Below are 23,368 nucleotides of genomic sequence, written 5' to 3'. Positions count from 1 at the left end.
GGCCGGTGCGGACTCCATCGTCCGCACCGGCCCCTCGGCCGTGCCGCCGCCGTCAGACGGTGTGGCGCCTGCCGCCCCGGAGGGCCATGTAGATCATGTCGCCGAGGCCGACGACGACGACGGCTCCGGCGAGCTGGAGCAGGTGCCGGATCCAGTCGATGCCCTTGGTGTCCTCGACGCCGATCCATCGTGAGACGGCGTTGCCGAGGACCGCGCCGACGATGCCGAAGATGGTGGTCAGCCAGAGGGGCTGGTGCTGCTTGCCGGGCAGGACGGCCCGGGCGATGAGGCCCAGCACGAAACCGACGATGATCGCCCACAACCATTGCATGTCGAGCCTCCTCGTGGCGCGTTGTGCGCATGTGCGCCCAGTCTCGGCCCATCCGGCGTACAGCGCATTTCGGACACTGCCGTTCGGGGGACACCCCCCTCTCCTCCCCGCGAGCGGGAGCGGCGTACCGTGGACTGGTCCGGACCGGGAGCGTCCGGCGGGCTGATCGGGTGGTGGAGCATGCAGCGGACGAAGCGGAACGGACCCGAGGTCTTCCGTATCACGGGAGCCCGGATGGGCCTGGCCGAGGACGTACGGGGGCGCCAGCGCCGCTACGTCATCTCGATGGGGATCCGGACCCTGTCGGTGGTGGCCACGGTGATCCTGTGGAACGTGGAGCGCCATGTGGCCGTCGTGACACTGGCCGCCGGGCTGCTGCTGCCGTACATCGCCGTCGTCATCGCCAACGCGGGGCGCGAATCGACGCCCTCACTGCCCTCGCACTTCATGCCGGCCCCTGTGCGCCCCGCACTGGACCCGGGAAACCTCAATAAAAGCTCAGATCAATCATGAAGTTCCGGTGCACCGCACCGGGTCGTGCGTGACATACTGCCTACGCGCTCCGCATCCCCCGTCGGAGCGACGGACCGACGCCGGGCAGCTCCCCCCGTGGCTGCCCGGCGTCGCCGTTCCGTTCTAGGGTTGGGGCCGTGACTTCTCCCGAAACCCCGACCTGCTCCGCCAAGGGCTGCCGCGACGCGGCCGTATGGGTCCTGGCGTGGAACAACCCGAAGCTGCACGCGCCGGAGCGCCGCAAGACCTGGCTGGCGTGCGGGGAACACCGCGAACACCTCTCCCAGTTCCTGGGGGTCCGCGGCTTCCTCAAGGACGTCGTGAGGCTGGAGGACTGGGTCCAGCCCGAGGGCTCCGAGCGCGAGCGCTAGATCCTGTCGGCGGGGGGACCGCCGGGAGGCGTCAGCCGCCGATCGCCGACATGGGGCGGTCGGGCTGCAGGAAGGACGGGTCGTCGAGTCCGGACCCGGCCTTCTTGCCCCACATCGCCACCTTCCACAGGCGGGCGATCTCCTCGTCCGGGGCGCCCGAGCGCAGTGCGGACCGCAGGTCCGACTCCTCGGTGGCGAACAGGCACGTACGGACCTGGCCGTCGGCGGTAAGCCGGGTACGGTCGCAGGCGCCGCAGAACGGGCGGGTGACGGAGGCGATGACCCCGACGGTGGCCGGGCCGCCGTCGACCAGCCAGCGCTCGGCCGGGGCCGAGCCGCGCTCCTCGGCGCCCTCCTCGGTGAGGGTGAAGCGGGTGCGCAGGGACTCCAGGATGTCCCCGGCGGTGATCATGCCCTCGCGCTTCCAGCCGTGCTGGGCGTCCAGCGGCATCTGCTCGATGAAGCGGAGCTCGTACTCGTTCTCCACGGCCCAGGCAAGCAGGTCGGGCGCCTCGTCGTCGTTCAGCCCCGGCATCAGGACGGCGTTGACCTTGACGGGGGTCAGGCCGGCCTCGCGGGCGGCGGCCATGCCGTCGATGACGTCGTGGTGGCGGTCGCGGCGGGTGAGGGTCTTGAAGACCTCGGGCCGCAGGGTGTCCAGGGAAACGTTCACCCTGTCCAGGCCGGCGGCCTTGAGGGCCTGGGCGGTGCGCTTGAGGCCGATGCCGTTGGTCGTCAGCGACATCCTGGGGCGGGGCTCCAGAGCCGCGCACTGTTCCACGATCCCGACCAGGCCGGGCCTCAGCAGCGGCTCGCCGCCGGTGAAACGGACCTCGGTGATGCCGAGGCTCGTCACGGCGATGCGGATCAGCCGGACGATCTCGTCGTCACTCAGCAGATCGGACTTTCCCAGCCACTGCAGGCCCTCCTCGGGCATGCAGTAGGTACACCGCAGGTTGCACCGGTCGGTGAGTGAGACGCGCAGGTCAGTGGCCACGCGGCCGTACGTGTCGAGAAGCACTGTGGGCCCCCTCCCCTGTCCGGTTCTAGAGGTTCTATGGCTCGAGCGTACGCGACCCGTGTGTCGTGGAGGGATGCCCGAATGAACGATACGTAACGTGGCCGCGTCGTAGGGAAGTACGACGCGGCCACGCACGGTGTTCGTACGGTCTCGGGGAGCCCCCGGTCAGTGGGCCCCGGTGCCGGTGAGGGAGCGCACCTCCAGCTCGGCGAACTTCTGCGGATCGGCCTCCTCCTTGGAGAGGACCGTTCCCAGCCACCCCAGCAGGAAGCCGAGGGGGATGGAGATGATCCCCGGGTTCTCCAGCGGGAACCAGTAGAAGTCGGCGTCCTTGAACATCGAGGTGGGCTTGCCCGAGACGACCGGCGAGAAGAGGACGAGACCGACCGCCGAGATCAGCCCGCCGTAGATCGACCACAGCGCGCCCCGGGTGGTGAAGCGCTTCCAGAAGAGGCTGTAGAGGATGGTCGGCAGGTTGGCGGAGGCCGCGACCGCGAAGGCGAGGGCGACCAGGCCGGCGACGTTCATGTCGCGGGCGAGGGCCCCGAGGAAGATGGCGACGGCGCCGATGACCACGGTGGACCAGCGGGCGGCGCGCACCTCCTCCTTCTCGGTGGCCTTCCCCCTGCGGATGACGTTCACGTAGATGTCGTGCGCGAAGGAGGACGAGGAGGCCAGGGTCAGGCCCGCGACCACGGCGAGGATGGTGGCGAAGGCCACCGCCGAGATCACCGCGAGCAGGATCGCGCCGCCGGTGGAGTCCGCGCCGCCGCCGATCTCCTGGGCGAGGAGCGGTGCGGCGGTGTTGCCGGCCTTGTTGGAGGCCAGGATGTCGGCCCGGTTGAGCAGGGCCGCGGCTCCGAAGCCGAGGGCGATCGTCATCAGGTAGAAGGCGCCGATGATGCCGATGGCCCAGTTCACGGACTTGCGGGCGGCCTTGGCGGTGGGGACCGTGTAGAAGCGGATCAGGATGTGCGGCAGACCGGCGGTGCCGAGGACGAGGGCGAGGCCGAGGGAGATGAAGTCCAGCTTGGTGAGCCCGTCCTTGCCGTACTTGAGCCCGGGCTCGAGGAACTTGGTGCCCTGGCCGCTGTTCTCGGCGGCCTGGCCCAGCAGGGCGGAGATGTTGAAGTCGAACTTCAGCAGCACCAGGAAGGTGATGAGCAGGGCGCCCGCGATGAGGAGGACCGCCTTGACCATCTGGACCCAGGTGGTGCCCTTCATCCCGCCGATCGTGACGTAGACGATCATCAGCAGGCCGACCAGGGCGACGACGGCGACCTTGCCACCGTCGCTGGTGATGCCCAGGAGCAGCGAGACGAGCACGCCGGCCCCGGCCATCTGGGCGAGCAGGTAGAAGATCGAGACCACGATGGTGGAGGTGCCGGCGGCGGTGCGGACGGGCCGCTGGCGCATCCGGTACGCGAGGACGTCGCCCATCGTGTAGCGGCCGGAGTTGCGCAGCGGCTCGGCGACGAGCAGCAGGGCCACCAGCCAGGCCACGAGGAAGCCGATGGAGTACAGGAAGCCGTCGTAGCCGAAGAGCGCGATGGCCCCGGCGATGCCGAGGAAGGACGCGGCGGACATGTAGTCGCCGGAGATGGCCAGGCCGTTCTGGAACCCGGTGAACTGGCGGCCGCCCGCGTAGAAGTCGGCGGCGTCCTTGGTCTGGCGGCCGGCCCAGACGGTGATGATGAGGGTGGCGACGACGAACAGCCCGAAGAGGGTGATGATCAGCGGGCGGTGCTCGCCCGCCCCGGCGGCGACCGTCACCGCGGGGACCGCGCTCGTGCTCGTGGTCATGCTCCGGCCTCCATGCGTTCCTTGATGGCCTCGGCCTTGGGGTCGAGCTTGGCGGCGGCGTGCCGCGAGTACAGCCAGGCGATCAGGAAGGTCGTCAGGAACTGGGCGAGGCCGAGGACCAGAGCGACGTTGATGTTGCCGAAGAGCCTGATCCCCATGAAGCCGCCCGCGTAGCTGGACAGCAGGACGTAGAGCAGGTACCAGGCGATGAAGGCCACGGTGAGCGGGAAGGCGAACGACCGGTAGGAGCCGCGCAGTTCGGCGAATTCCGGGCTCTGCTGGACGCGCGTGAACTCTTCGGCCGACGGGCGGACCGGTCCCGCGCCGCCCGGCGGCGGCGCTGCTGCTTCGGTGGTCACGGGGGGTTCTCCTTGTGACGCGGGTGCGGTGGGGACGACGGACAAAACAACCTCCGTGTGGGGGGGACGGTGGCGCTGATCCCCCCTGTCAACGGCACGGCCGGCGCGTCGGGACGGTTCAACACCCACTGTTACTTCAAGAACTTCTTTCTCGAACTCATGGCGCAATCAGGCACGTCGGCGCTAGGTTCGCGTGTCATGAACCCGTCGCGCGCGACCGCGCGCGGACGGCTTTTTGACGGATGATGTGGAGAACCCATGGCTCATCTGGGACACGGCCGCCGGCGAGTTCTCGCCGTTCCGGTCGGCCTGGCGCTCACGGCCTCGCTCGCCTTCCTGCCCTCGGTGGCCGCCTCGGCGGCGCCGCTGGGCACCACGGCGGACTCGGTGACGGCATCGAAGACCGCCGCCACCGGCCCGAAGCTGTCCTACGTGGCGAACCTGAACGTGTACGCCACGACGACGGCGGCGAAGAAGGCCATCGAGCGGGCCGGTGGGACGGTGGTGATCGCCCACGAGCAGATCGGAGTCATCGTCGCGCACTCCGAGAACCCGGACTTCGCCAAGCAGCTGCGGGCGCAGCGCGGCCTCTTCGTCTCGGTCGGCGCCACCCGCACGGCCCCCCTCCAGCCGGTGCAGACCACCGATGAGGGCACGACCCAGCGGCTGAGCGCGGAGGCCGCCGCCAACGCGGCGGCGCAGGCCGAGCCGGGTCAGGAGCCCCTGGAGTCCAACCAGTGGGACCTGCGGGCGATCAAGGCCGACGCGGCGCACAAGATCAACGATGGCAGCACGGACGTCACCGTGGGCGTCATCGACACGGGTGTGGACGACACTCACCCCGACTTGGCGCCCAACTTCTCCAAGGAGCAGTCCGCCAACTGTGTCGGCGGCGTCGCCGACACCAGTGAGGGCGCGTGGCGTCCGTACGCGGACGGCAGCGACCACGGCACCCACGTGGCCGGCACCATAGCCGCCGCCCGCAACGGCGTGGGCATCAGCGGTGTCGCGCCGGGCGCGAAGGTCGCCGGCATCAAGGTGAGCGAGCCCGGGAACGGCCTCTTCTACACCGAGGCGGTCGTGTGCGGCTTCATGTTCGCCGCCGAGAAGGGGATCGAGGTGACCAACAACAGCTACTACGTCGACCCGTGGCTCTACAACTGCAAGGCGGACGACGACCAGAAGGCGCTGGTGGAGGCCCTCGGCCGGGCCACCAAGTACGCCGAGCGCAAGGGCGTCCTCCACGTGGCCTCGGCCGGCAACTCCAACCACGACCTGGCCGCGGACTCGATCCTCGACGACTCCAGCCCGAACGACTCCACCCCGGGCCCGCGCACGATCGACCCGAAGGTCTGCCTGGACCTGCCCACCCAGCTGCCGGGCGTGGTCACCGTGAGCGCGACCGGTGACCAGGGCTTCAAGTCGTACTACTCCACCTACGGCCTGGGTGTCGTCGACGTGGCCGCCCCCGGCGGCGACAAGTGGCAGGTCCCCGCCACCCCGGACGCCAACGGCCGCGTACTGTCGACCGTCCCCGGCGGCTACGGCTACAAGCAGGGCACCTCGATGGCCGCCCCGCACGTGGCGGGCGTCGCGGCGCTGCTGAAGAGCGCGCACCCGACGGCCACGCCGTCCCAGCTCCAGGCCATGCTGAAGGCCCAGGCCACGAAGACGGCCTGCCCGGAGAAGGTCTACGACAACACCGGCAAGCTGATCGACGCCACCACCTGCACCACCAAGTGGGGCCAGACGGCGTACTACGGCTCGGGCGTGGTCGACGCGCTCAAGGCCGTCAAGTAACGGCCCACGCGTGAAGGGGCCGGGCGGGGTGTTTCCCCGCCCGGCCCTTCACGTCCGCCGGTTCAGGGCTTGATCAGGACCTTCAGCGCGCTGCGGTCGTCCATCGCGCGGTAGCCGTCCGGGACCTCGTCCAGCGAGACCGCCCGGTCGAAGACGGGGGCCGGGTCGATCGCGCCGCTCAGCACGTCCTCCAGCAGCTCCGGGATGTAGGCCCGGACCGGTGCCACGCCGCCGCGCAGGGTGATGTTGCGGTCGAACATCACACCGAGGTCGAGGCCGGTGCCGCTGCCGTGCGGGACGCCGACGTAGCCGATGGCGCCGCCGTCGCGGGTGATGTTCACGGCGGTGCGCATGGACTGCTCGGTGCCGACCGCCTCGATGACGGCGTGGGCGCCCTGGCCCCGGGTCAGCTCCCGCACGGCGGCCTCGGCGGCCTCCCCGCGCTCGGCGACCACCTCGGTGGCCCCGAAGAACTTCGCGATGTCCGTACGGGCGCTGTGGCGGCCCAGTGCGATGATCCGCTCGGCTCCGAGCCGCTTGGCCGCGAGGACGCCGCACAGCCCGACCGCGCCGTCCCCGACGACGGCCACGGTGGAGCCCGCGCGGACGCCGGCGCCCAGCGCGGCGTGGTGGCCGGTGCCCATGACGTCGGAGAGCGCGAGCAGGCCGGTCAGCAGGTGGTCGTCCGAGACGGCCTCGGCGGGCAGCTTCACCAGGGTGCCGTCGGCGTGCGGGACCCGGACCGCCTCGCCCTGGCCGCCGTCGTGGCCGACGGAGCCCCAGAAGCCGCCGTGCGCGCAGGAGGTGTACAGGCCCTCGGAGCAGTAGTCGCAGGTGCCGTCGGACCACATGAACGGGGCGACGACGAGGTCCCCGGCGCGCAGGCCGGAGACGGCGGAGCCGGTCTCCTCGACGATGCCGAGGAACTCGTGGCCGATGCGCTGGCCGGGCTGACGCGCGGCCTCGCCGCGGTAGGCCCACAGGTCGCTGCCGCAGATGCAGGCGCGCAGGACGCGGACGACGGCGTCCTCGGGGCGCTGGATCGCAGCGTCGGGCACCTCCTCCACGCGGATGTCGTGCGGGGCGTGGATGACGGTGGCGCGCATGGTGGTGCAGCCCTCCGGATCAAATGGTTGAGTCTTGTATGACCTCCCTACGGTACGCCTGCCCCCGGGTGATCGCGCCCAGCGCCAGCAGGTACTGGGCGGCGAGGTACGTGGCCATGATCCAGAAGTCGGGCCGCGGGAGCTGGGGCCACTCGGCGACCCCGGTGGCGATGAGGGTGTCGGACAGCAGGAACAGCGCCCCGCCGGCGCCCGCCGCGCGGCCGAGGGCGCTGGAGCGGTAGGCCATGGCGGTGAGCAGCAGGCTGTACCCGGCGACGGGGATCCGCAGGTCCGCCGGCAGGTCCGGCCACAGCAGCGCGACGGTCCCGACGAGTGCGACGGCGTACGCGCCCCCGAGCGCGGGGCTCGTCCTGACCCTGCCGAAGAGGAACAGGTAGCAGACGTGCCCCAGGGCGAAGGAGCCCATCCCGACGAGGAAGGCGGGCTCGGCGTCGAAGAGCAGGGCGAGGTCCCCGCCCCAGCCGAAGAGCAGGGCGGCGACCAGCAGGCGGGGCGCGCCGCGGGTCAGCACGTACCCCGCCAGCAGCGGCATCAGCAGCGGCTTGGCGAGGACGTGCCCGAGGTGCCAGTCGGCCAGCAGCGAACCGAGGTCGGCGGCGGCCGCCGCGCCGAAGGCGGCGAGCAGGACGCGTCCGGCACGTCCGGCGGCCACCGGCCGCGCCGCCCAGGAGGGCGTACGGGTCCCGGCGGCGCTCACGCGGCGCGCTCCGGCGCCTTCGCGGCGGGGGCGGCGGCGGGAGCGGGAGCGGCGGCCCGCGCCGCATCGGCGCGCTTGGCCGCCGGCTGCCAGCCGGGGCCCCGGAACACCCGCCCGGCGCGCTCGCGCCAGCTGTCGGCGGCGCGTACGTCGCGGGCGATGGCGGCGTACTCGTGGGTGGCGACGCGCAGCGGGTTGTGGGTGTCGATGTTCTTGGTGAGCCCGTAGACGGGCCGCTCGGTCTCCCCCACCCAGGACCCGAACATCCGGTCCCAGACGATCAGGATGCCGCCGAAGTTGCGGTCCAGGTAGCCGCCTTGGGAGGCGTGGTGGACGCGGTGGTGGGAGGGGGTGTTGAAGACGTACTCGTAGGGCCTCGGCAGCTTCCCGATGCGCTCGGTGTGCACCCAGAACTGGTAGAGCAGGTTGATGCCGTAGCAGAACGGGATCGCCGCCGGGTGCACCCCGAGGGCGACCATCGGCAGGTAGAACCACCACGTGGTCGCGCTGGTCCACGGCTGGCGCAGGGCGGTGGTGAGGTTGAACCTGCGGCTGCTGTGGTGGACCACGTGGCAGGCCCACAGGATGCGGATGACGTGGTGTAGCCGGTGCTGCCAGTAGTAGAGGAAGTCCTGGACGAGCAGCATCAGCAGGGCGGTCCACCACAGGAACGGCACGCGCAGCGGGGTCAGTTCGTAGACGGCGGTGAAGACGGCGACGACCGGGATCTTCCACAGCAGGTCGAAGCCGATGCTGCCGAGCCCCATGGTGACGCTGGTGACCGCGTCCTTGGCGTCGTAGCCGGCGGCGTCCTCGTCGGGATGGAGCCGGTAGCTGACCACCTCGATGACGGTGAGCAGTACGAAGGCGGGTATGGACCACAGCACGACATCGGGCAGATTTGGCATGGGCGCACCTTAGGGCGGGTTCCGGGCTGCCGCCAGGGGTTGTTACCGATCAGTATCCGACGGGGTTACCCGGGGTACAAGGGGGTCTCGCAGAGCAGCGCCCGGAACCCCCCGCCCTGGGGGTCGAACCGCGCCGGGCCAGACCCCCCCCCCCCGCCGGAGCGGCTCACGGCGTACGACGCCTGATCCGCTCCGGCGGGGGCCGGGTGTCACCAGACCCGGACGGAGGCTCCTCGGGCGAAGGCCGGGCTGGTGGCGCCGGGCGGGATCTGTGTCAGGGGCTCGGCCGTATCCGAGACCAGCGGGCCGTGTTGTGCCGCCAGCTTGTCGAGCAGGGTCAGGTCGAAGCCGTAGACGCGGGCCGCGTTGCCGCCGGTCATGGCCGCGACCTCCTCCCTCGGCAGGCCCGCGTACGCGATGCGCAGGGCTTCGCGGGAGAAGGGGGCGGTGCCCTCGTCGTGGGGGAAGTCGCTGCCCCACATGATCTTGTCGAGGCCGATCCGTTCCCGCAGCGGGACCTCGTGGGGGCGCATGAAGCTGGCTCCCACGAAGCAGTTGTCCCGCCAGACCTCGCTCGGGCCCCGGCCCATGGACTCGGCCAGGCCCGCGCCGAACTTGGCCTCGGCGGTGGACGACGCCGCGACCAGGCGCCCGTGGTAGTAGTCCAGCATCTCCAGCACGCCCGGTATCCAGCCGGAGCCCTGCTCCGTCAGGACGAGCTTCAGGCCGGGGTGGCGGCGGAAGGCCCCGCCAAAGATCAGGTGCCACAGGGCGCGGTGCGAGAACCAGGTGGTCTCGACCATGAAGACGGCCCGCGCGGCCGGTTCGTCGCCCAGCGGCGGTGAGGCCGAGCCGCCGTGGTGGTTGACCGGGACGTCCAGTTCCGCGCACACCGCCCAGATCGGGTCGTACGCGGCCGAGTACAGCTCGGGGACGGGTGAGCCGGGCGGGACGCCGGGGAGGAGGACGCCACCGGTCAGGCCCGCCTCCCGGGTGCGGCGGATCTCCGCCACCGCCGCGTCCGCGTCGTTGAGGAGGATCTGGGCGACGCCCGCCCGCCGCCCCGGCGCGTCCGCGCAGAAGTCGGCCAGCCACCGGTTGTGCGCCTGGAGCCCGGCCCACCGCAGTTCGTACTCCTCGGCGGTCGGCGGCTGGGCCATCAGCGAGGCCTTGGGGAAGAAGGGCGGGATGGTGTTCGGGAAGACGACCTCGGCGACGATGCCGTCGGCCTCCAGCTCGGCGAGCCGGCGGCGCGAGTTCCAGTTGAGGTCCGCCGAGTCGGCGAGGAGGTCCTCGTACGGGTTGACGTAGGACGCGGCCCAGGCGTCGAAGGCCTCGTGGTGGCGCTTGGCGAGGTACGGCCTGTAGTCGAGCAGGTCGGCTCCCGCGTGGCAGTCCGCCGAGATGACCGTGTAGCGGTCGTCCGCCGTCACCGGGACACCCCCAGCGAGGGGAAGTCGTCGCCGGTGAGCCAGTGGCGGCCGGTCTCGCGGGAGCGGGCCCAGGAGGCCTCCACCGCCGCCTGGTCGGGGCTCTGGCCCAGCTCGGCCGGGGTGGGGCCGATGCGGCGGGCGATCGGGGCGAGCCGGTCGGTGTCGAAGCCGAAGACCTCGGCGGCGGCCAGGCCCAGCATCCGGCGGGTCTCCGCGACCGGGATGTCGTGGAACGTCTTCTTCAGCCAGGCGCGGGTGTCGGGCCAGGTGCCCTCGGGGTGCGGGAAGTCCGAGCCCCACAGGATGTTGTCCACGCCGATCTCGTAGCGCTGGGCGAGTTCCCGGCGCTTGGTGTTGGTCGCGCAGACGAACACCTGCCGGTCCAGGTACTCGCTGGGCGGGCGCTTCAGCTCCGAGAAGGGCGAGAGCTTCTTGCCGCCGTGGGCGCCGAGGTAGAGGCGGTCCATGAACCACAGCAGGTTCGGCAGCCACCAGCAGCCCGACTCGGCGACGCCGAACCTCAGGCCGGGGTGGCGCTCGAAGACCCCGGACCAGAGCAGGAACCACAGCGGGCGGGCCGGCCACCAGGTGACCTCGGAGACGTAGATGCCCAGGTGGTCGCCGTACTCGTGGCGCGGCGCGGCCCCCGAGTGGGTGACGATCGGCATCGCCGTCTCGGCGGCGGCCGCCCACACGGGATCGTAGCGGCGGTCGTGGTAGGGCGCCCGGTCCACCCACATGGAGGGGATCATCAGGGCGCCGAGGCCGGATTCCCTGGCCCGGTGGATCTCGGCGACGGCCTTGGACGGTTCGCCCGTGATGGGCAGCAGGGCGACACCGCAGTGGCGCTCGGGGTTGTGCCCGACGAACTCCGCCAGCCAGCGGTTGTGCGCCTGCGCGCCCGCCATGCCGAGCTCGGGGTCCTGGTCTCCGGACAGGCCCAGGCCCACCCCGAAGGGGGCGGCGGTGCGGCTGTCGACGGCGTCCGCGTCGGGGAAGACGACCTCGGCGGCCACTCCGTCGCCGTCGAGTTCCTTGAGCCGCCGGGCGCTGTCCCAACCGCCCTTGAGGCCTTCCTCGTGGTCGTGGAACCACTTCGCGGCGAAGGCCTCGTTGCGCACGCCGAGCCGGGTGGCCTCCTCGCGGCGCGCGTCGCGCTGCCCGAGGAACTCGTCGAACCGGGGATGGAAGCGGGAGTCGAGGTAGGGGCGGTACTGCTCGGTGGGCAGGCCCGCGTGGCAGTCGGAGGAGATGATCAGGTACGGGTCCTCGTACGTCTCGTCAGGCACGTCGGTCCCCTCGGTCGAGGATGAAGCTCTCCAGGTAGGCGGGGTTGGCGCGGTCGAGCATCGACCGCGCCCGGGCGCGGATCTGCCGGTCGCTGTGCTCGCTCGGCGGCAGCATCCAGAAGCGGTCGGCGCGGATGCCGTCGACGACATGCTCCGCGACCTCCTCGACCGGGGTGAAGCGCACCTCGTGCCCGGCCTCCCTCATCGCGGCCTCGTACTGGTCGAGGCTGCGGTACGGGGACCTGCGCGGCCGCTCCTTGGCGAAGCGCTCGGGCCGGTTGCGGTGGGACTCCCAGAGGCCGGTGCGCAGCATGTGCGGGCCGGGGAAGAGGACGGAGGCGCCCACGGGGGCGCCCTCCGCCTTGAGGTGGGCGTAGAGGGACTCGGTCATGGTGACCACGGCGGCCTTGGTGACGGCGTACACGGAGGCGGTGGGCAGGGGGGCGATGCCGCCGTCGCCGGAGGAGGTGTTGACGACGTGGCCGGGGGCGCCGGAGGCGATCATGCGGGGGACGAAGGCCTGGATGCCGTGGAAGACGCCCCAGACGTTGACGGAGAAGGCCCACTTCCAGTCGTTGGGCTCGTGTTCCCACATCCGGCCCTCGGCGCCGGATCCGACGCCCGCGTTGTTGCACAGCACGTGCACGGCGCCGAAGGTCCCGTAGGCGGCGTCGGCGAGGGCGAGGACGGAGTCGCGTTCGCTGACGTCGACGGTCCGGGCGAGCACCTCGGCGCCGTCCGTGGCGAGTTCGCCGGCGGCCTTGCGCAGGGCGGCCTCCTCCACGTCGGCGAGGACCACCTTGAGGCCCTCGGCGGCGAAGCGGCGGGCCATGGCGAGGCCGATGCCGCTCGCGGCGCCGGTGACGACGGCCACCTGTCCGGGTGCGAGCCGCATGTCACACGCTCCCCTCGGGCGGGCCGTCGAGGATCTGGAGGGGGTCGTCGTAGCGCTGGTGGACGTAGGGGAGCAGTGCCCGGGCGCTGACCCGTTCGACGACCCTGCCCCGCTGGTCGGTGGTCTTCTCGCCGATGGTGAGCTCCACGAGGCGCCGTACCGGAAGGTCGGCGACGGGGTCGTACATCGACTCGCGCAGCACCACGTCCCCGGTGAGGTGCTCCAGTCTGCGGACCTTCTCGTTGCGGGTGCAGTGCACGAGCACCGGATCGCCGTCGAGGCCGGATCCGTCGACGGCCGGGAGGAACTTGAAGTAGAAGTCGGTCTTCACGGTCGGTCCGGGCGGCGGCAGCTCGCGGTCGACGGCCCCGCGCACCTCGACGAAGGCGATCCCGTGCCGGGCGAGGACGGCCCGTACGACGAGCCCCTCGCGCTCGACGGTGACCTCGCCCAGCTTCTTCGGCTCGCCGAACACCTCGCGGCCGCCGGTCAGGGCGCGCTCGTGGGTCATCGGCATGACGAGGGGGTACCAGCCGTCGACCCCGCCGTGCCGGGCCGCCACGGCCACCGAGCCGGCGCCGAGGGGGTAGCCGGGCAGGTCGACCTTGCTGATGTTCGCCCGTACGAGGGGCCGTTCGGCGGGCTTGAGCGGTGGGGGCAGGACCGCCGCCACCACGTCGGGGTCGGTCTCCCAGACGGCCACCACGCCGGTGGACCAGATGTCGGGGAGCTTGGCGCTCTTCTCGCGCGATGCCCTGATCTCGGCCTCGGTCCGCGCTCCGTACCGTATGCGTGCCATGTCTCGCACCACCCTTCCGAGGGTCCCCCCGGCGGGGGCCGGAGGCGGTTTTGTAACACAGTTACACCGGTACCGATGATGGGTAAAGACCCGCGCACACCACGGAACTGACGCTCCGGCAGACAGATCGGCGGCCCCGGCGATGGCGAGAAACGCGCTGACCCGCGACGAAGTACTGGAAGCGGCCGCGTCCCTGGTCAGGCGACACGGTCCGGCGGCCCTGACCATGCGCGGCCTCGCGGCCGAGCTGGGCACGGCGGTGACCTCCATCTACTGGCACGTCGGCAACCGCGAGCGGCTCCTCGACGCCCTGGTGGAGCGGACCGTCCAGGAGATGGGCGCGGTGCGCCCCGCCGGCCGCACCCCGGCCGAGCGGATCGTCTCGGTGGCCCTGACCCTGCGGCGGGAGATCCGCGCCCGCCCGCACCTGATCGCGATGGTCCACGAGCGCGGGCTCACCGAGCGGATGTTCCTGCCCGCCCAGCGGGCACTGGCCGACGAGGTGCACGCCGCCGGACTGCGGGGGGTGCGGGCCGCCGACGCGGTGCGCGCCGTCCAGTTCCAGACCGTCGGCTTCCTGCTCGTCGAGCGCAACCGCGAGCGCTCCCCCGCCCAGTCGCCGGGCGAGGGTGAGCTGTGGGACCCGCAGTCCGCCCCCAACGACCCGGCGCTCGCCCGCGCCCTGGCCCGCCCGGCCGACCCGGACCGGCTGTTCCTGCTGTCGGTACGGTCCCTGACGCAGGCCCTGCTCACCGGCTCCGGACGATAATCGGATTGCCCGGGTGCCCGGCCCCGTGATCAGATCGGCCGTGCGGGGGCGGCTCCCCGGCGCGCATCCTTCTCCACTCCTTTACCAAGAATCCGCGCGCCCACTCTCCGCCCCCGCCCTGTCGTTCCCGGAGGGGGTCCCAGCCGTGTCCGCCATCGAGTCCGTCCTGCTGCACCGGCTCAGGACCGTCTACGTCGACCTGCCCAACGCCGCCGTGTCACCCGGCCACGAGGGAGTGCGGCCCCTGGAGGGCGAGCTCCTCGAACGCGGCCACGCGCTGAGCCCGGAGCTGCACGCCGCGCTCTCGCGGCTCGCGCCGACCGACCTCGCCGAGGAGCGGCTGCGGCTGCTGGCGCTGCTGAACGGGCTGATGGGCTCCGACCGGGTGCACAAGCCGCTCTTCCGCCGCTTCCCCTTCTCCATCCCGCACGACACCGAACACTGGTACGTCAGCCGCGTCTTCGCCCTGATGCTCCAGGATGCCGCGCAGCCGTGCGTCCTGTGCGGCGAGGCCGGCACGGTCCACCCCGTCGCGCCCTGCGCCCACCTCGTCTGCCGCGCCTGCTGGGACGGCTCCGACTACACCGGCTGCCCCGTCTGCCACCGGCGCGTCGACCCCGCCGACCCCTTCCTGCGCCCGGTCCCCGACCGGTCCTCCGGTTCCGCCGCACCCGCCGCCCAGGGGGCGGGGGGCCCACTGCGGCTGCTGCGGCTCGGCACCGACCGGCAGGCCGACTGCGGCCGCGTGGTCGCCTCGCTGCTGGCCCGGCAGACCCCGCTGTCCCCCGAGGAGAGCGACGACCTGGACCTGCTGCTGCACGCCGCTCCGGCGGACCTCGGCTGGCTCCCCGAGCAGATCCCCGTACGCGAGACCAAGGCGCGGGTCCTCGGTACGCTGCTGCGCGCCTGGCGGACCGCCGACGCGGTACGGCCGCTGCTCGCCGCGCGGCTCACCACCGCCACCGACGTGCTGCGGCTGCTCGCCGTGCTGTCCGGCGGGGACGCCGGCCTTCAGCCGCTGCCCCGGTTCGTGAACCCCGGGCGGCCGCTGCGGCGGGAACTCCTCGCGGTGCTCGACGGGTTGGACCCGCGGTACCTGGTCGAGGACCTGCTGCGGCACCCGACCGCCTGGAAGCGGGCCGCCGAGCTGCTGCACCCCTTCGAGCGGCACGACCGGCATCCGCGGGCCGCGCTCGCCTTCGCCGTGCTGCGCGGCACCACCGTGTCCGCCGCCACCCCGCTCGGCGCGGCGCTGCTGGCCGGCGCGGCCGCGCACCCGGACGCCGTCCGCGTGGACGGGGACCGGATCCGGCCCGCCACCTGGGCCGGCCGGCTCGAACAGGCCCTCGCCGAGGGGGACGCGGGGGCCGCCGCCGCGCTGGCCGGGCAGCGCCCGGGGGAACTCGTACGCCGCCTCGACCACCTGCTGCGCCTGCACCCGGGCGCGGAACTCCTGCCCGAGCTGGAGCGGGCCCTGGACCGGGGCCTGCCCCACGTGGGGGCGGGACCGCTGCTGTCGGCGTTCGGCGCCCTGCGCACCCGCGCCGAGGACCGTACCGGTGGGCGCCGGGTGTTCTTCCCGCGCGGCCGGGTGGCGCGCGCCCAGGTGGCGTGGGAGGAGCGGGCCCCGCTGCCCGCACCCCTCGTCGGGGCGGTCACGGCCCGGCTGGAGGCGGAGGTGCTGCGCCGGTTCGCCGCGGCCGACGGGGAGGCGTACGACCTGGCGGTCCTGGACGCCGGGCTCGCGGACCTGACCGTGCCCTTCGGCGAACGCAACGCGTCCCGGTCGCTGGTCGCCGTCCCGCGCGGCAGTACGCAGACCCTGCCCGGGGACGAGGTGCTGCGGCTGTTCCTGCACTGGACGGAGCCCTCGGGCGACCGAACCGACCTGGACCTGTCCGTCGCCTTCTTCGACGCCGGCTGGAAGTACAGGGGGCTCTGCGACTACACCCGCCTGCGGTACGGGCCGCGCGCGGCCGCCGTGCACTCGGGCGACCTCACCTCGGCGCCCGCTCCGGACGGTGCCACCGAGTACGTGGACCTGGACCTGGCGGCCCTCGCCGAGAACGGGGACGTGTACGCGGTACCGCTGGTCTTCAGCTACAACAACGTGCCCTTCGACGAACTGCCGGACGCCTTCGCCGGCTTCATGGCCCTGCCGGCGGACGGCCCCCGCGGTTCCTCGTACGACCCGCGGACCGTGCGTCAGCGCTTCGACCTGACGGGGGACTCCCGGGTCTGCATGCCGATGGTCGTGGACCTCGCCGCCCGCCGGGCCCTGTGGGCGGACGTCCACCTGCCGCCGTCCGAAGGCTTCCAGAGCGTCGCCTCGCACGGCGAGCGGCTCGGGTCCGTCGCCCGCGACGTGTGGGAGCACTTCGGGTCCGGCACCCGCACCACCCTGTGGGACCTGGCGGTGTGGCGGGCCGCGGCCCGCTCCCGCGAGGTGGCCGTCCTGCGGGACGGGGAGTTGTGGAGGTACCGGGCCGGCGCGGCGGAGACGGTGGCCGGATTCGCCGCCCGCGTCGCGTCGCCGGGCGAGCCCGAGGAGCGGCGCGCGGCCGCGGACGCCGGGGCGGCCGTCGCCGAGGAAAGCGCGGGCCGCAGGGTGTTCCTGGCCACGGTGCACGCCACCGCCGCCGGGCCGGGCGCCTCGGGAACGGCCTGCCGGCTCTTCGCGGGTCCGGCCGAAGTGGCCGGATCCTTCGCGTCGGTGAGCGCCTCGGACCTGGTGGCGGAGCTGGCGGCCGGGCCGGAGCCGGAGCGGGCCTGAAAGGGCATCGGACCACGCGTGTCAGTGCGTGCCGATATCCTCTGTGACCATGCTCTACGACCGTACGACCGCAGAGGCGGAATGGCCGACCGCGTACCCACAGGGGTACGCGGTCGTCGACGTGGAGACCACCGGGCTCGCTCGCGACGACCGGATAGTCTCCGCGGCCGTCTACCGGCTCGACGCGCGGGGCAACGTGGAGGACCACTGGTACACCCTGGTCAACCCGCGCCGTGACCCCGGACCGACCTGGATCCACGGCCTGACCACCGCGATGCTCCAGGACGCGCCGCTCTTCGAGGACATCGCCGAGGAGTTCGCGGGCCGGCTCGCCGACCGGGTGCTCGTCGCGCACAACGCCATGTTCGACTGGCAGATGATCGCCCGGGAGTACGCGAGGGCCTCCGTGACGGCGCCCGTGCGCCAGCGGCTGTGCACCATCGCCCTGTCGAAGGAACTGAACCTGCCGCTGCCCAACCACAAGCTGGAGTCCCTCGCCGCCCACTACGGCGTGGTCCAGCAGCGCGCCCACCACGCCCTCGACGACGCCCGGGTGCTGGCGGAGGCCTTCCGACCGTCGCTTCACGCGGCCGCGCGCGACGGCGTACGGCTGCCCCTGCTGGAATGCCGCCCGCTGACCGAGTGGTCGGACTCCCCCGCCACTCCGCGCGTCGGCTACCAGTCCTCGTACGGGAACGGCGGCAACTGGCGGGTCTCGCGCAAACGGCCGCCGTGCCCGTACCCGAACCCGGGGCGCTTCGAGGACGGCAAGCCGCTCAAGCAGGGCATGCGGATCGCCTTCTCGGGCGACACCTCCGTGGACCGGGAACTGCTGGAGGACCGGGCGGTGGAGGCGGGTCTGCACATCGCGACGAGCGTGTCCCGGCTCACCAGCCTGCTGGTGACCAACGACCCCGACTCCCCGACCTCGAAGACGGTCAAGGCCAAGGCGTACGGCACCCCGATCGTCGACGAGGCGGCCTTCACCCAGCTGCTGCGGGACGTGGCGGCGGCCGGGGAGAAGTAACGGCCCTTGCTCCGGCCGGGTGCAGGCGCGGCGACTCACCCCGGTGGATCTTGTTCCGTTCGGCCGCCGCGCCGAGCATGCGGCGCATGGCACGTTGCGAGGTCTGCGGAAACGACTACGGCATGTCCTTCGAGGTGCACGCGCAGGGCGCGGTGCACGTCTTCGACTGCTTCTCCTGCGCCATCCACCGCATGGCGCCCATCTGCGAGCACTGCCGGGTCCAGATCATCGGACAGGGCGTCGAGGTCGAGGGCCAGTGGTACTGCGGCGGTCACTGCGCCCGCGCGGAGGGGAAGGTGGGCATCGTCGACCACGTCTGACCCCCTCCCCCCCTTCCCCCCGGGACCCCGGAAGGCCACCCGGCCGCCGGGGTCCTCCCCGCTGGGGGTACCGTCGTGGGCGTGTACCGCTTTGTGCTGACCCGGCAGTGGGTGTCCCTCACCCTCGTCGCCCTCGTCCTCGTCCCCGTGATGGTCAAGCTGGGGTTCTGGCAGTTCCACCGCCACGAGCACCGGGTCGCCCAGAACGAGCTGATCGCGAGGAACCTGTACGGGAAGCCGGTACCCGTGACCGAGATCACCTCGCCCGGGCACACCGTCCCGAGGGCCGACTACTGGCGGGCCGTCACCGCCACCGGCACGTACGACTCCGCGCACGAGGTCGTCGTACGGATGCGCACCTCCAACGGCGACAAGGTCGGCTTCCACGTGGTGACGCCGCTGGTGCTGGACGACGGCCGGGCGGTACTGGTCAACCGGGGCTGGGTGCCCGGCGGCGGCGACCCGCGCGCCTTTCCGCCGGTCCCGGCCGCGCCCTCGGGCCAGGTCACGGTCACCGGGCGGCTCAAGGCCGACGAGACCAGCGGCGGCAGCGGGATCAAGGACCGCAAGGGCCTGCCCGACCGCCAGGTGATGCTGATCAACAGTGAGCAGCAGGCGGCCGCCCTGGGCAAGCCGGTGCTCGGCGGCTACCTCGAACTGACCGCGCCCGAACCGGCCGGCGGCAGCCCCGAGCCGGTGGCAGACCCCGACCACGACTCGATCGGCGCGCACATGGCCTACGCCGTGCAGTGGTGGCTCTTCGCCTCGGCGGTGCCGGTGGGGTGGCTGGTGCTGGTGCGGCGGGAGAAGCGCGACCGCGAGGAGGCGGCGGCCAAGGCTGTGTCTCCGGAGCCCGCTTCGGCGTAGGTTGTCCGGCATGGATCTTGGACTGAAGGACCGTGTCTACGTCGTCACCGGTGCCACGCGGGGCCTCGGCTTCGCCGCCGCGCGCGAGCTCACCGCCGACGGGGCGCGGGTCGTACTGACGGGCAGGGACGCGAAGCGCGCGGCGGACGCGGCCGCCGAACTCGGCCCGAACGCGGTCGGTGTGGCGGCGGACAACTCCGACCCGGACGTGGCGGCGCGGCTGGTCGCCACCGCGCGGGACCGCTTCGGGCGCTTCGACGGCGTCCTCATCAGCGTCGGCGGCCCCCCGCCGGGCACCGCGGCGGGCAACACCGACGAGCAGTGGACGGCGGCGTTCGAGACGGTGTTCCTGGGCGCGGTCCGCCTGGCCCGGGCGGCCGCGGCCGAGCTGGGGGAGGGCGGGGTCATCGGCTTCGTCCTGTCGGGCTCGGTCCACGAGCCGATCCCCGGCCTGACCATCTCGAACGGCCTGCGGCCGGGGCTGGCGGGCTTCGCCAAGTCCCTGTCGGTGGAGCTGGGCCCGCGCGGGATCCGCGTGGTCGGGCTGCTGCCGGCGCGGATCGACACGGACCGGGTGCGGGAGCTGGACGCGCTGTCCGGCGACGCGGACGCGGCCCGGGCGGGCCACGAGTCCCGCATCCCGCTGCGCCGCTACGGCACCCCGCCGGAGTTCGGCCGCACCGCGGCGTTCCTCCTCTCCCCGGCGGCGTCGTACCTCACGGGCGTGATGCTCCCGGTGGACGGCGGAGCCCGCCACGGCTTCTAGCCCCCGGACTCCGTCGGCGTGCGCTGTGCCGCTGCGCGGGGCCGGCCCCCTACCCGCCCTTCCCCCGTTCCCCGGGGCTCCGCCCCGGACCCCGCGCCTCAAACGCCGGCGAGGCTGAAGTTGCCGACCGTGCCGGATGTGCCAGCAGCACGCCTGCGAGGCCAAAGCGGCGGGACGGCAAACGGCTACGCGAGGGGGCGGGGACGGGGTGGGGTGTCGTCCGGGGCCAAAACGAGATGAATCCGGCGCCCGGTACCCCGTACAACAAGACCCGGAACAGGCGCCGAACATCGAAGCCCGCCCCGGACGACACCCCACCCCGGCACCGCCCCCGACCCACCCGAAACCACCCCGCTCCGGCACCGCCCCACAGGCCCACCGCCCGGCAGGACAGCACCGCAACCGCGCCCCCACCCCCACCCCCGCCCGGCCAGGGCACCGGCACCCCGTTCACGTGACCCGTGGCGCCGGGTGCGGCCTGACGTGCAGGCGGGCTTCCGCGGGAAGGGACGCGAGGCCCGTCGCGGTACGGGCGTGGGCGAGGACCGGGCCGGCCAGGGCCGCGAGGGCGTCCGCCGGCACGGCGTGCGGTGCCAGTTCCAGCGCCACCCGCAGGGCAGGCGCACCCCGCCTGCCCCGCAGCACGACCCGGCAGTGGGCGACGCCGTCCAGGGCCGCCGCCTCGGCCGCCACCGCCGACTCCAGCGCGCGCCCCCGCAGCAGCGCGTAGTCCCCGTCGCCGGTGTCCACCGCCACCGCCGCGAGCCGCGGACGCCGCAGCTGCGCCGCCAGCCACCACAGCGCCAGCAGCACGCACACCGCCAGCGCGGCGAACACCGCCCACCACCACCCGCCCTCCAGGCCCCGGTGCCGCGCGAGCAGCGGCGCGTGCCGTCCGCCGAACGGCCAGGACGCCGTCAGGACCGACAGGCCCGCCGCGAGCAGCAGCAGACCGGCCAGCGCCAGCACCGCCCGGTTCACCACGCCGAGCAGCGGCACGCCGCTCACCTCCTGACCCTGATCCGGGCCCGCGGCGGACGCGCGAGCCCCAGTTCCCCGATGCCGACGGCGAGCACCTCGTCCAGGTCGGCCCGTACGTCGTCCAGTTCGCGGAAGTGCGAGGTGGCCCGGACCCCGACGCGGGTACGGCCCACCCTGACCCGGACCGAGCGGACCCCGGCGACCTCCATGGCCCGGTCCCGCAGGACCAGCGCGGCGGCCCGGCGCCCGATGCCCGCCCGCACCCCCGGCTCCGTTCGCATCGGCAGCACCCGGCGCAGCCCGGGGGCCACCGCGAGCAGCAGCAGCACCGCTCCGGCCAGGGCCAGCAGCGCCCCGCCCGCCAGTACCTCCGCGTCGGCCGGGGTGTGCCGCTCCAGCAGGGCGGTCAGCTCGCGCCGCCAGCGCATCCCGGGCCGGTGTGCGCGTACCGCGGCCAGGTCGTAGAGGAAAAGCCCCGCCACCGCGAGCACCACCAGGGCGACGACCCCGGCCGGGCCCCTGCGCGGCGACCGGAAGCGGTGCGGCCGGCTCACCGCAGCCGCCGGTCCCGCCCGGCGGGGGCGCCGGGCCGGGTGTGGGCGGAGTGCAGGTGCTCGATGTCGATGGCCACCTCGGGGACCGCCATCGCCGCGCACTGCTGGACGCGCCGGGCAACCTGCTCGCGTACGGCCGCGCACTGGGCGGCCAGGTCGGAGGGGTAGTCCAGCTCCAGGCTGACCCGGACCCGCGCGATGTCGTGGTGGACGGTGACGGTGGCGTGCGGGACGGCCCCCGGCAGGGTGTCGAGCGCCTCGCGGGCCGCCTGTGCCGCGATCTTGGCGACAACCCGGTCGGCGATCCGCAGGGCACCCCGCTCGGCGGGCGGCACCCGGGGCGGCAGGGGGCGGGGCGTGCTCATCGGCCGCTCACCCGCGCCGGCCGTCCCGGCCGCGGGGGCGGAACAAGTCGTCCGGGTCGAGGTCCCCGTCGAGGTACCGGCCGACGAGGAAGCCGATGGCGCCCAGTGCCGCCACCAGCAGGAAGGCCCCGAAGCCGCCGAAGTACCCGGCGAACGCCAGGGCGATGCCGGCGAACAGGCCGGCGATCGCCATGCTCATCGCGTGGCTCCTCTCCGTTTCCGGGCCCGCTACTGGAGCCGGGAGTCCGGTTCGTCGTCGGGCTCGTCGGGCAGTTTGACGTCGCTGACGGCGATGTTGACCTCGACGACCTCCAGGCCGGTCATCCGCTCGACGGCGGCGATGACGTTCTCCCGGACGGCCCGGGCGACCTCGCGGATCTCCACCCCGTAGTCGACGACGATCTCCAGGTCGAGGGCGGTCTGGACCTCTCCGACCTCTGCCTTTACGCCTCGGGCGGCCGCGGCCTTGGCTCCGCCGGGGACCCGGTCGCGGACGGCCCCGAAGGTACGGGAGAGTCCGCTGCCGCTGCCCATGGCGTGGACGCCGACCACCTCCCGGGCGGCCAGTCCGGCGATCTTCTCGACCACCCCGTCGGCGATGCTGGTGCGGCCACGGTCCGCGGGGTCCTTGGCGAAGCCCGTCTCTGCGGAATCACTCATGGGACGTCCTTAGGAAGGGGAGTCTCCCGACCACGGTAAGCGCGTACGGTCCCCGGCGCTCCGGGAACTACGCCGGAAGGCCGGAACGGTCCCGCCGTTCCGGCCTTCCGGGCGTGCGTACGGCCTCAGTCGGACAGGCCCGCCAGGTCGCGCAGCCGGCGGGCCTGGGCGGCGCGCTCGGCGGCGCGCTGGTCATCGTAGGTACGGGACGGGGCCCCGCGCAGCAGCGCCTTGGTCTCGATGACGGCGTCGCGGGCCGGGGCCAGCAGGGCGGTGGTGAGGTCCTGGACGGCGGCGTCCAGTTCACCGGCCGGGACCACCAGGTTGGCGAGGCCCACCCGCTCGGCCTCCTCGGCGTGCACGAAGCGGCCCGTGGCGCAGATCTCGAGCGCGCGGGCGTAGCCGACGAGGGCGGTCAGCGGCTGGGTGCCGGCCAGGTCGGGGACCAGGCCCAGGCTGGTCTCGCGCATGGCGAACTGCACGTCGTCCGCGACGACGCGCAGGTCGCAGGCGAGCGCGAGCTGGAAGCCGGCGCCGATCGCGTGGCCCTGTACGGCGGCGATGGAGACGATGTCATTGCGCCGCCACCAGGTGAAGGCCTCCTGGTACTCGGCGATGGTGGAGTCGAGCAGTTCGTCGGAACCGCGCGCCAGGTCGAGGAAGGACGGCTCGCCCTCGAAGCCCTCGGGGGTGAACGCCTGGCGGTCGAGCCCGGCGGAGAAGGACTTGCCCTCGCCGCGCAGCACGACCACCCGGACGGTGCCGGGCAGCGACCGTCCGGCCTCCGCCAACGCCCGCCAGAGCGCGGGGGATTGAGCGTTTCGCTTGGCCGGATTGGTCAGTGTCACCGTGGCGACCGTGTCGTCGATGGTGAGCCGTACGCCATCCTTGTCGAGCAGAGCCATCTGGTGCCTCCGGTGTGCAGTCGTGGCCGCATACT

Annotated in this window: 27 protein-coding genes; 10 read left to right on the top strand and 17 right to left on the bottom strand. The window is 73.0% G+C overall.

The features are described 5' to 3' along the window. Window positions 1–52: 52 nt before the first annotated feature. Entirely contained in the window at window positions 53–331 is a 279-nt protein-coding gene (locus ACFY7H_RS30455; RefSeq protein ID WP_388944673.1) for a GlsB/YeaQ/YmgE family stress response membrane protein, read from the bottom strand. Between the two features lie 180 nt (window positions 332–511). Between ACFY7H_RS30455 and ACFY7H_RS30450 the strand changes: the two genes are divergently transcribed. Both ACFY7H_RS30450 and ACFY7H_RS30445 read left to right on the top strand, forming a co-directional pair. Further along, window positions 512–844, top strand: coding sequence for a DUF3099 domain-containing protein (locus ACFY7H_RS30450; protein WP_388944670.1), 333 nt, complete (start codon window positions 512–514; stop codon window positions 842–844). A 137-nt stretch (window positions 845–981) separates the two neighbouring features. Next, window positions 982–1,215 (top strand): hypothetical protein, encoded by a 234-nt coding sequence (locus ACFY7H_RS30445; protein ID WP_388944667.1) that lies wholly within the window; start codon window positions 982–984, stop codon window positions 1,213–1,215. 31 nt (window positions 1,216–1,246) lie between these two features. On the opposite strand, the gene moaA is transcribed toward ACFY7H_RS30445, so the two are convergent. The 3 genes from moaA to ACFY7H_RS30430 all read right to left on the bottom strand — a co-directional run bounded on the left by moaA (window position 1,247) and on the right by ACFY7H_RS30430 (window position 4,398). Then, on the bottom strand, window positions 1,247–2,236 hold the full coding sequence (gene moaA, locus ACFY7H_RS30440; RefSeq protein ID WP_388944664.1) for a GTP 3',8-cyclase MoaA: 990 nt from the start codon (window positions 2,234–2,236) through the stop codon (window positions 1,247–1,249). A 165-nt stretch (window positions 2,237–2,401) separates the two neighbouring features. Further along, window positions 2,402–4,039, bottom strand: coding sequence for a cation acetate symporter (locus ACFY7H_RS30435; RefSeq protein ID WP_388944661.1), 1,638 nt, complete (start codon window positions 4,037–4,039; stop codon window positions 2,402–2,404). Then, complete coding sequence (locus tag ACFY7H_RS30430; RefSeq protein WP_388944658.1) at window positions 4,036–4,398, bottom strand: DUF485 domain-containing protein; 363 nt, start codon at window positions 4,396–4,398, stop codon at window positions 4,036–4,038. Before ACFY7H_RS30430 ends, ACFY7H_RS30435 begins: the two co-directional genes overlap by 4 nt. Before the next feature lie 69 nt (window positions 4,399–4,467). On the opposite strand from ACFY7H_RS30430, the gene ACFY7H_RS30425 reads away from it, so the two are divergent. Both ACFY7H_RS30425 and ACFY7H_RS30420 read left to right on the top strand, forming a co-directional pair. Next, the gene (locus tag ACFY7H_RS30425; protein WP_388944655.1) at window positions 4,468–4,644 is read left to right on the top strand and encodes a hypothetical protein; all 177 of its coding nucleotides are present in this window, start codon (window positions 4,468–4,470) and stop codon (window positions 4,642–4,644) included. A gap of 12 nt (window positions 4,645–4,656) precedes the next feature. Then, entirely contained in the window at window positions 4,657–6,198 is a 1,542-nt protein-coding gene (locus ACFY7H_RS30420) for a S8 family serine peptidase (RefSeq protein WP_388944652.1), read from the top strand. 62 nt (window positions 6,199–6,260) lie between these two features. Here the strand turns inward: ACFY7H_RS30420 and ACFY7H_RS30415 are convergent, their stop codons facing one another. The 7 genes from ACFY7H_RS30415 to ACFY7H_RS30385 all read right to left on the bottom strand — a co-directional run bounded on the left by ACFY7H_RS30415 (window position 6,261) and on the right by ACFY7H_RS30385 (window position 13,346). Next, window positions 6,261–7,304, bottom strand: coding sequence for a zinc-dependent alcohol dehydrogenase family protein (locus ACFY7H_RS30415; protein WP_388944649.1), 1,044 nt, complete (start codon window positions 7,302–7,304; stop codon window positions 6,261–6,263). Between the two features lie 19 nt (window positions 7,305–7,323). Next, entirely contained in the window at window positions 7,324–8,022 is a 699-nt protein-coding gene (locus tag ACFY7H_RS30410) for a lysoplasmalogenase (RefSeq protein ID WP_388944646.1), read from the bottom strand. Next, entirely contained in the window at window positions 8,019–8,930 is a 912-nt protein-coding gene (locus ACFY7H_RS30405; RefSeq protein WP_388944643.1) for a sterol desaturase family protein, read from the bottom strand. The genes ACFY7H_RS30410 and ACFY7H_RS30405 overlap by 4 nt, the downstream gene beginning before the upstream one ends. Before the next feature lie 209 nt (window positions 8,931–9,139). Beyond that, entirely contained in the window at window positions 9,140–10,363 is a 1,224-nt protein-coding gene (locus ACFY7H_RS30400; RefSeq protein WP_388944640.1) for an amidohydrolase family protein, read from the bottom strand. After that, window positions 10,360–11,652, bottom strand: coding sequence for an amidohydrolase family protein (locus ACFY7H_RS30395; RefSeq protein ID WP_388944637.1), 1,293 nt, complete (start codon window positions 11,650–11,652; stop codon window positions 10,360–10,362). The genes ACFY7H_RS30400 and ACFY7H_RS30395 overlap by 4 nt, the downstream gene beginning before the upstream one ends. Beyond that, window positions 11,645–12,547 (bottom strand): SDR family NAD(P)-dependent oxidoreductase, encoded by a 903-nt coding sequence (locus tag ACFY7H_RS30390; protein WP_388944634.1) that lies wholly within the window; start codon window positions 12,545–12,547, stop codon window positions 11,645–11,647. The genes ACFY7H_RS30395 and ACFY7H_RS30390 overlap by 8 nt, the downstream gene beginning before the upstream one ends. Window position 12,548: 1 nt before the next feature. Further along, on the bottom strand, window positions 12,549–13,346 hold the full coding sequence (locus tag ACFY7H_RS30385; RefSeq protein ID WP_388944631.1) for an acetoacetate decarboxylase family protein: 798 nt from the start codon (window positions 13,344–13,346) through the stop codon (window positions 12,549–12,551). Between the two features lie 142 nt (window positions 13,347–13,488). On the opposite strand from ACFY7H_RS30385, the gene ACFY7H_RS30380 reads away from it, so the two are divergent. The 6 genes from ACFY7H_RS30380 (at window position 13,489) to ACFY7H_RS30355 (ending at window position 19,868) form a co-directional block, all read left to right on the top strand. Then, window positions 13,489–14,115: a TetR/AcrR family transcriptional regulator gene (locus tag ACFY7H_RS30380; protein ID WP_388944629.1), complete on the top strand. Its 627-nt coding sequence runs from the start codon at window positions 13,489–13,491 to the stop codon at window positions 14,113–14,115. Between the two features lie 145 nt (window positions 14,116–14,260). Beyond that, entirely contained in the window at window positions 14,261–16,888 is a 2,628-nt protein-coding gene (locus ACFY7H_RS30375; RefSeq protein WP_388944627.1) for an MXAN_6230/SCO0854 family RING domain-containing protein, read from the top strand. Between the two features lie 49 nt (window positions 16,889–16,937). After that, a complete protein-coding gene (locus ACFY7H_RS30370) occupies window positions 16,938–17,915 on the top strand; it encodes a DEDDh family exonuclease (RefSeq protein ID WP_388944624.1) in 978 nt (325 codons plus the stop codon). Between the two features lie 86 nt (window positions 17,916–18,001). After that, the gene (locus ACFY7H_RS30365) at window positions 18,002–18,235 is read left to right on the top strand and encodes a hypothetical protein (RefSeq protein ID WP_007263378.1); all 234 of its coding nucleotides are present in this window, start codon (window positions 18,002–18,004) and stop codon (window positions 18,233–18,235) included. Window positions 18,236–18,316: 81 nt separating this feature from the next. Continuing rightward, window positions 18,317–19,102, top strand: coding sequence for an SURF1 family protein (locus ACFY7H_RS30360; RefSeq protein WP_388944621.1), 786 nt, complete (start codon window positions 18,317–18,319; stop codon window positions 19,100–19,102). Between the two features lie 10 nt (window positions 19,103–19,112). Next, the gene (locus ACFY7H_RS30355; RefSeq protein ID WP_388944618.1) at window positions 19,113–19,868 is read left to right on the top strand and encodes an SDR family oxidoreductase; all 756 of its coding nucleotides are present in this window, start codon (window positions 19,113–19,115) and stop codon (window positions 19,866–19,868) included. Between the two features lie 450 nt (window positions 19,869–20,318). On the opposite strand, the gene amaP is transcribed toward ACFY7H_RS30355, so the two are convergent. From amaP to ACFY7H_RS30325, 6 genes are all read right to left on the bottom strand, one after another. Next, window positions 20,319–20,876 (bottom strand): alkaline shock response membrane anchor protein AmaP, encoded by a 558-nt coding sequence (amaP, locus tag ACFY7H_RS30350; RefSeq protein ID WP_388944615.1) that lies wholly within the window; start codon window positions 20,874–20,876, stop codon window positions 20,319–20,321. Continuing rightward, window positions 20,873–21,403 carry a DUF6286 domain-containing protein gene (locus ACFY7H_RS30345; RefSeq protein WP_388944612.1) on the bottom strand — a complete coding sequence of 177 codons (531 nt, stop codon included), beginning with the start codon at window positions 21,401–21,403 and terminating at the stop codon, window positions 20,873–20,875. The genes amaP and ACFY7H_RS30345 overlap by 4 nt, the downstream gene beginning before the upstream one ends. After that, complete coding sequence (locus ACFY7H_RS30340; protein WP_388944610.1) at window positions 21,400–21,768, bottom strand: hypothetical protein; 369 nt, start codon at window positions 21,766–21,768, stop codon at window positions 21,400–21,402. Before ACFY7H_RS30340 ends, ACFY7H_RS30345 begins: the two co-directional genes overlap by 4 nt. 7 nt (window positions 21,769–21,775) lie before the next feature. Next, window positions 21,776–21,967 carry a hypothetical protein gene (locus ACFY7H_RS30335; RefSeq protein WP_388944608.1) on the bottom strand — a complete coding sequence of 64 codons (192 nt, stop codon included), beginning with the start codon at window positions 21,965–21,967 and terminating at the stop codon, window positions 21,776–21,778. Between the two features lie 29 nt (window positions 21,968–21,996). Then, the gene (locus ACFY7H_RS30330; protein WP_388944605.1) at window positions 21,997–22,428 is read right to left on the bottom strand and encodes an Asp23/Gls24 family envelope stress response protein; all 432 of its coding nucleotides are present in this window, start codon (window positions 22,426–22,428) and stop codon (window positions 21,997–21,999) included. A 125-nt stretch (window positions 22,429–22,553) separates the two neighbouring features. After that, the gene (locus ACFY7H_RS30325) at window positions 22,554–23,333 is read right to left on the bottom strand and encodes an enoyl-CoA hydratase/isomerase family protein (protein ID WP_388944602.1); all 780 of its coding nucleotides are present in this window, start codon (window positions 23,331–23,333) and stop codon (window positions 22,554–22,556) included. Between the last annotated feature and the right edge of the window lie 35 nt (window positions 23,334–23,368).

The organism is Streptomyces sp. NPDC012794 (assembly GCF_042901085.1).
Classification (GTDB): Bacteria; Actinomycetota; Actinomycetes; order Streptomycetales; family Streptomycetaceae; genus Streptomyces.
The sequence above is the reverse complement of the archived record's forward strand: the minus strand, read 5'-3'. Positions and strand labels throughout refer to the sequence as shown.